Origin of the sequence: Paenibacillus maysiensis, from assembly GCF_000520815.1 — a bacterium.
In the GTDB taxonomy this organism is placed as follows: domain Bacteria; phylum Bacillota; class Bacilli; order Paenibacillales; family Paenibacillaceae; genus Paenibacillus; species Paenibacillus maysiensis.
The window spans coordinates 20,971-27,997 of the sequence record NZ_ASRY01000154.1 but is presented as its reverse complement, the minus strand read 5'-3'; the positions used below and the strand labels follow the sequence as shown (position 1 = coordinate 27,997).

8 protein-coding genes are annotated in these 7,027 nt (G+C 48.5%); 2 read left to right on the top strand and 6 right to left on the bottom strand.

The genetic code is table 11. The features are described from left to right. A partial coding sequence (locus tag L696_RS0109635) for an O-methyltransferase (protein ID WP_025683460.1) occupies positions 1 to 540 on the bottom strand: 540 nt, incomplete at its 3' end. 156 nt (positions 541 to 696) lie between these two features. Between L696_RS0109635 and L696_RS0109630 the strand changes: the two genes are divergently transcribed. Both L696_RS0109630 and L696_RS0109625 read left to right on the top strand, forming a co-directional pair. Continuing rightward, positions 697 to 1,857 (top strand): THUMP domain-containing class I SAM-dependent RNA methyltransferase, encoded by a 1,161-nt coding sequence (locus L696_RS0109630; RefSeq protein WP_025683459.1) that lies wholly within the window; start codon positions 697 to 699, stop codon positions 1,855 to 1,857. 239 nt (positions 1,858 to 2,096) lie between these two features. Further along, positions 2,097 to 4,106, top strand: coding sequence for an LTA synthase family protein (locus tag L696_RS0109625; protein ID WP_025683458.1), 2,010 nt, complete (start codon positions 2,097 to 2,099; stop codon positions 4,104 to 4,106). 153 nt (positions 4,107 to 4,259) lie between these two features. Here the strand turns inward: L696_RS0109625 and L696_RS0109620 are convergent, their stop codons facing one another. The 5 genes from L696_RS0109620 to L696_RS0109600 all read right to left on the bottom strand — a co-directional run bounded on the left by L696_RS0109620 (position 4,260) and on the right by L696_RS0109600 (position 7,016). Continuing rightward, positions 4,260 to 4,529 (bottom strand): hypothetical protein, encoded by a 270-nt coding sequence (locus L696_RS0109620; RefSeq protein ID WP_025683457.1) that lies wholly within the window; start codon positions 4,527 to 4,529, stop codon positions 4,260 to 4,262. A gap of 93 nt (positions 4,530 to 4,622) precedes the next feature. Continuing rightward, on the bottom strand, positions 4,623 to 4,844 hold the full coding sequence (locus tag L696_RS0109615; protein WP_007429791.1) for a YuzB family protein: 222 nt from the start codon (positions 4,842 to 4,844) through the stop codon (positions 4,623 to 4,625). 23 nt (positions 4,845 to 4,867) lie between these two features. After that, a complete protein-coding gene (locus L696_RS0109610) occupies positions 4,868 to 5,170 on the bottom strand; it encodes a heme biosynthesis protein HemY (RefSeq protein WP_025683456.1) in 303 nt (100 codons plus the stop codon). 189 nt (positions 5,171 to 5,359) lie between these two features. Beyond that, a complete protein-coding gene (locus L696_RS0109605; RefSeq protein WP_025683455.1) occupies positions 5,360 to 5,626 on the bottom strand; it encodes a hypothetical protein in 267 nt (88 codons plus the stop codon). Positions 5,627 to 5,759: 133 nt separating this feature from the next. Next, a complete protein-coding gene (locus L696_RS0109600) occupies positions 5,760 to 7,016 on the bottom strand; it encodes a M14 family metallopeptidase (RefSeq protein ID WP_025683454.1) in 1,257 nt (418 codons plus the stop codon). Between the last annotated feature and the right edge of the window lie 11 nt (positions 7,017 to 7,027).

Here is a 7,027-nt window from a genome sequence, read left to right as displayed (position 1 = left end):
GGCAGGACCGTTCTTGTCCGTATTCAGCGTCCGTCCACGAAGGAAACAGTTATCTCCCGCAATAATGGCACCTGGATTCGCCAGAGCAATCGCATATTCCAGATACACCGGGTAATTTTCCTTATCGGCATCGATGAAGAAAAAATCGAAGGTCCTCCCCTCTTCCTGAAGCTCCTTCAGGCTGTCCGCGGCAGGTCCGATACGATATTCGACACGGTTACCATAGCCGTTTTCCTCCATATGTCTATGTGCCAGTGCCGCATACGCTTCTTTCAGCTCCAATGACACAATGCGTCCCTTTTCTCCCAGTCCACGGGCCAGACATAATCCACTGTATCCGCCTAATGCGCCAATCTCCAGTACCTGCTGCGCGCCGGATACCTCAATCAGAAAGGTCAGCAGCTTCCCGTAAGGATGAGCTACCGATACCTCAGGCATTCCCTCTGCAACAATGGCCTCCCTGATGCCGCGGAGCGCTTCATCCTCCTGTACCAGTTGGTCTACATAATGTTCAGGCGTCATATTGGGTGTAATTTCCACGTTTCATCTCTCCTTCTCGCTTTATCATAACGCAGGTTGGACGCGGTGTCCTTCGTAAATTATTTGCCTTAATTATTTGTCTCTTCGTATACAATGACCTATACTATAGGGATTGAACCAAGCTTATATGATTATGGGACGGAGTGAATACGTTTAATGACTCAACTGCAACTAATTGCAACTGCGCCGATGGGACTTGAAGCCGTCGTGGCTCGCGAGCTCAGAGAACTCGGATACGAGGACCTGACCGTCGAGAATGGCCGCGTCGTTTTTTCCGGTGATTATATGGATATATGCCGGTGTAACCTGTGGCTGCGCACATCAGACCGCGTTCTTATTAAAATGGGTGAATTTGCCGCAACCACCTTCGACGAGCTGTTCGAGGGCACCAAAGCTTTGCCATGGGAGGATTGGATTCCTATGGATGGTGAATTCCCAGTAGAGGGACGCTCGCACAAATCACAGCTTAGTAGCGTACCAGCCAGTCAGGGAATCGTCAAGAAGGCGATTGTGGAAAAACTCAAGGAAACCTACCACACGGATTGGTTTGAGGAGGATGGCCCTCGTTATGTTATAGAGGTCATTCTCTTAAATGACCGTGCATTGCTAACGCTTGATACGACAGGTCCGGGGCTGCACAAGCGCGGCTACCGCAAGCTCGTGACGGAGGCTCCGCTCAAAGAGACGATGGCTTCCGCTCTGATTCAGCTTAGCCGCTGGACCCCGGATCGACCGTTCTATGACCCGTGCTGCGGTTCCGGTACTCTACTGGTAGAAGCAGCAATGCAGGCATGGAATATTGCTCCGGGGCTGAGACGTACCTTTAACTCGGAAGACTGGCCTGTCATTGGTCGCGAGCTATGGGATCAGGCTCGCGACGAAGCGATGGATTTGACCCGCGATGACATTCCTTTCGAGATTGCAGGCAGCGATATTGATCCGGGCGCCATCGAAGTCGCTGAGGCTGCTGTCAAGGCGGCAGGCTTCGCTAAAGATATCTCATTAAAGGTGCTGCCTGTAACGAAAGTCAGACTTGAAGGCCAATATGGTGTGATGATTACCAATCCACCTTATGGTGAGAGACTAAGTGAGCAAACCGAGGTGGAGAAGCTGATCCGGTCAATTGCACGCACGGCAGCGGAAATGAAGACATGGTCCTTTTTTGCCATCAGCTCCACCAAGCAATTCGAGCACTATTGGGGCCACAAAGCCGATAAGCGCCGCAAGCTGTTTAACGGGCGGATTGAATGTCAATACTATCAGTATCTGGGCCCTCTACCGCCGCGTCGCAAGGATACTCCGCCGTCGCAGTCTTAAATAGATGATGCTCAGGCCAGAAAGCGAACTGTACGTTCGCCTTCTGGCCTGATTTGTGCTGTCCGCAGAATAAAAATATGGCTTTAGGCTATTGTACTGGAAGGAAAATGCTGTATTTTCTTTACTTAATCATTGAAATGCGCGGGATGAGCGCTATAATAATTAAAGGCGATTTCGGTTTTAACATTACGTTAATATTTAGTTTATACTAGCCGAGCATTTCTGCCGAAGGGGGTAAAGTGTTGGTTATTCGCACGGCCAGTACAAATCGCACTGGAAACATGTTCAGCAGAGTGCTGATGTCCCGATATTTCGGGTTTGGTCTGTTTTTTGTACTTATGATTGGCAAGCTCGTTCTGATCCACTATAACCTGCATGCCCAAAATATTGACATGAATCCGCTGGATTATGTCATCGCTATCGGTTCGCTCTTGCTTGTGAGTTTTTGGACCTTATGGCTGTCACGGCGCGGACGTTTGATCGCTCTTGTGGTGCTTGATATTTTGCTTACCGCACTCATTTATTCGGACATGGTTTATTATCGGTATTTTCAGGATTTCATTACGATTCCCGTCTTGCTTCAAGCCGGACAAGTTGATTCACTGGGTGGAAGTATCGTATCTCTGATGTACTGGTGGGATCTTTTCTTTTTTGCAGACTGGATTCTGTTCATTCCGTATGTGATGTTTGTGGCTTCCTTGCGGCGTCGGTATACAACAAGTGATTCTTACATCGAAACATCACGCGGTTCATTCAGCAAAAGGTTTCTGCTTCGCTTCTCCAAAGGCGCGTTGGCCTTCCTGATTGGCTACATTTTTACCTTTGGACCGATTAAATACTATACGTCCACGTGGGCAACCGGCATATTTGTCGGTAACTGGTGGTCGATGGCCCTGTACAATGTAACCGGGCTGATCGGATTTCACGGGTACGACATTTACCGCTATGGCCAGGACCATCTGGGACCCCAGCCTACGCTGGCTCAGGCGGAGTCCGATAAGGATAAGGAATGGTTTAATCAGCATCAAAAGCTGCTCCAGGTGAAAAATGACCTTTCCGGCAAGTATAAAGGCAAAAATGTGATGGTCATTCAAGCTGAAGCGTATATGAACTTTTTCATCGGCAAACAGATCAACGGTCAGGCCATTACGCCTAACTTTGACAAGCTGACGAAGGAAAGCATGTATTTTAACAATTATTATCACCAGACTGCGCAGGGCCGTACTTCGGACGCGGATTTCTCTACACATGCTTCACTGCATCCGCTGCCTACAGGTTCGGTATTCATCCGTTATGCGGACCATAAATTCGATACGTTGCCTTCTATTCTAAAAGATACTGGCTACAGCCCTAATGCATTTCACGTTTACGACAGCAGCTTCTGGAATCGCTACACGATGTATAAGGCGATGAACTATGACAAGTTCTACAGTAAAAAAGATTTTAAAATAGACGAGCCGCTTGGCTGGTCGCTGGGAGACAAATCCTTTTTCCGGCAAACGCTCAATGATCTCACCACTGAGGTCAAACAGCCATTCTACGCCTATATGGTCGGAATTTCAAGCCATCATCCGTACAATCTGTCACCTGACGCCGTGGATTTGGACGTTGGCGAGTTTGAAGGGACCATGTTCGGAGACTATTTGAAATCCGTGCATTATGTGGATGAAGCACTGGGTGAACTGGTCGATCAGATGAAGAAAGACGGATTGTGGGATAATACGATCCTGATGTTCTACGGGGATCACGACAATTCTATTAAAGATAAGGCACTGTATGAGAAATTGTTGGGTAAACCACTCACAGATCTCGATATGCAGAAAATCATGAACCAGGTGCCGCTGCTAGTGCATCTTCCCGATGGAAGCCACGCGGGAACTTACACTGAACCGGCAGGACAGCTTGATCTGACACCGTCGGTGATGCATCTGCTCGGCATTTCAACGAAACCGTATCACTTTATGGGCAATGATCTGTTCAGCGGGAAGCCTCGTATGGTCGTGCTGCGCAGCGGTGCTTTCACTGATGGTCGTGTGTACTACATTCCATCCGAGGATGGCACATTCTCCAAAGGAACCTGTTACAACCTCACCACAGGCCAGCCTTCGGATGTGAACGCCTGTGGGTCGGGGTATACCGAAGCTCTCAATCGGTTGAACATTTCCGATCAGGTGATCACGTATGATCTCATTCGCCAATGGGAATCGCAAACCAAAGAAGTGACTACGACTCCTTCCACTTCCAAATAAATTCTCTGAGGAAGATTGCTTACACAGCAACCTTCCCAGATTCCCGGAAAGATGAATACCAGCAAGAAAAGCCCGATCCAGCAGCAACATGCTGATGATCGGGCTTTTGGTATTCTTGAGCTAGTAAACCGCGCTCATATACCTTACGAATGCTTATGGGCGCAATGCTTTTTTGGCCTGCTCCAGCCGTTGTGTCTCTTCACCAAGCATTTCCTCGGCAACCTCTACCGCATCGTCGCCAAGGCTGTCCTTCGCCTGCTCTATGGCACGCTCCGCATGAGTACGGGACTGCTCCGCCTGCTCAATCAGTTGCTCAGCCGGATGTGACAATGCCTGAGAAACGGCATGGTGAAGCTTGTCCACCGAGTTTTGCGTTTGGGCCTCGACACTGTGATTGTCCAGATTAGAATCATATTGGGCCATGAGTCACTCCTCCTTCTGGGCAGTGGTCTGCATCCATTAGCATGGATCAAAAGAAGGGGAACTATACAAAGCTGTGAATGCTGCGTACTGGAATTATTTTATAAAACGCGCAGCCTTCTCCAATACTTCATCCTCTGTAGCTGCACTTACATAGCGTCCGTTCACATATACAAACGCCCGTTTTCCACAAGGACCGCAATACGATTTGCAACCGATTTTGATCTCCGCATCCGGTGCCATCTTTTGCAGCTTGGGCAAGATTGTTTTCAAGCGAATATGATTGCATTCATCACATACGCGAATATCATTGGCCATCTGTCGTCCCTCCGTGCTCCGGCTTAGTGGTCGCCGTGATTACCTTGGGAAGGGTTAGTAATGACAAATCCTTCTTCGGGGAAGTACAAGTAATCAATTTTTACACCATCCAGCAGCGGCTGGCCGTTTTCCAAAATAACATCAATGCCTTTATCTGTAGTTACGACGGTATCTGTTTCTTTAGGCGTGTCCAAGTCCAGCCCGTAATGAGCATGGTCTCCATGGGAATGAGTAATAACAACGCGCAGGCTCTTTCCTTGGTTTTCTTCTTTATCCAATTCAAGCTTCAATACTTTAGCAGCGTTGCGAGTAATTTTGCAATTCATCAACTTCATCTCCTTCATATTGATCAAATGAAGTGTGGTCCATCGGAGTATGAATATCCGTGCCACACAATTTAACAGGTAAGTTCAACAACTATAAACTGCAAATAGCCTCTATACTAGAAAGGCAATATTCCTATTGTAAAGAAAATCGCAGAAAATCGCAATCACGAAATTCACAAGCTTATATTCCTACTGGACACGTACGTGCTGCTTCTCAAGCACATCGGGATATTTACGTTCAGCGCGGGTCACAAACCAGTTCATCAGCAACAGCGTCACCCCAATATCGTCAATAGGCATAAAGGGCATGACATCCGGTAGCACCCAATAGAGCAGTACAGGGATGGCAAACAGCAATTTTTCACCCAATGGAATCTTCGACGACGTAATAAACCGGGGCATGCGACGAAACACATGTGACCATTGACGGAGAGACAGTAATCTTTTCCACTTCATAGGTTGTTCACTCCATTTCCAATGCTCCTAAGTATATATACCCCATTGAAGGGATATGTAAGAGGAACACTTGTAAAAACACGTGCTCCTCCTAATACGTGCTGATAAACCATGGCGTTTCAGGCTGACCCTTTTACCACGACAGCACCGTTGCCATTAACATGCCCACCTCTGCCGCAATATCGTCATAATCACGCATAGGCAGCGGATTTACGCCCAGCCCGACTTCAACGGTAAAACCCGGTTTTCCAAATCGCTGTATAAACCAGTCCTTATATCCCGCATCGCTGCCCCCCAGCTTTACCGCCCGGTATCCTGTTGCAGCCGCCAGCCGTGATGCCCAGTCCCGGCTCTCCTTTGGCTCCAAATCCCGGTAATTCCAATAGATTTCCTGTCCCTGACTGTGTATGGACAACACCATATCAAACTGTTCCCGCTCCGTCAGATCGACAAGCGCTTTAGCCTCTGGCTCAGACAAAGGTGCAGGACCCGCATAATCCCTTCTGGACGGACCTGTTTTACCGCGTCTTCGCACCTCTTCCTCCCAATGCGCCGGAAACTGATCGTTGAGATCTACACCGCGAATGTTCGCCTTCCACCCACGATAATCAGCGCGGCCTTCATTCCACTTTTCTAAGTCATGGTACAGGGGATGAGACGGAAGAACACCTTGTTGAACCAGTTCCACCCCGTCCGGATTGACCATGGGCACTACCCATAAGGAAGTACGGTTTAGCCAAGTCTGTGGAGAAACGCCATATATCCATGGAGGAGCCTCGCCTTGATCCTCTCGCTCATCATGATGCTCTCCCCCTTCATTTCCATTCATCCTGTCGACTCCTTGCGCATATCGCTCTACAAAACGCAGCAAACACGGTGTCGTCAGCCATTCATTGGCATGTACGGAGGCGTTGGCGTGAATTTTCAGTGGTCCCCGTCCAATACGAACATAGGGAATATCCTTTCCCATGACACTGGTGCCGATGCTGCCAACTTCAATAAACGGATACCTTTGAGCCAGTGCCGCAAGATCTTCTCTCAAGTCCTCGTACCCATACTCCCCGCGCAAACGTATAATCTGATCCTGATGGTGTTCAGGGATAATCATTGTTTTTCCTTCCACAAAATCATGCTCCGCAAGTTCGGGATTGGCCTGCCGCAGTTCATCAAGCTCCACACCAAACTGCTTGGCAATGTGTCTGGCATGCTCACCGGGCTGAATAACGTATTTACGATCCATTGACGGACGAATGTACAGCACTTGACCACAAACCAGATAGGGTTGCGCGGCAGTCCATGGATTGTCTGCTATCAATGCATCTGCCGATAATTTAAAAGCCGAGGCGACCCGGTGCAAAGTATCTCCTTTTTGTACGATATATTCTCTCATCTTCTACGCCC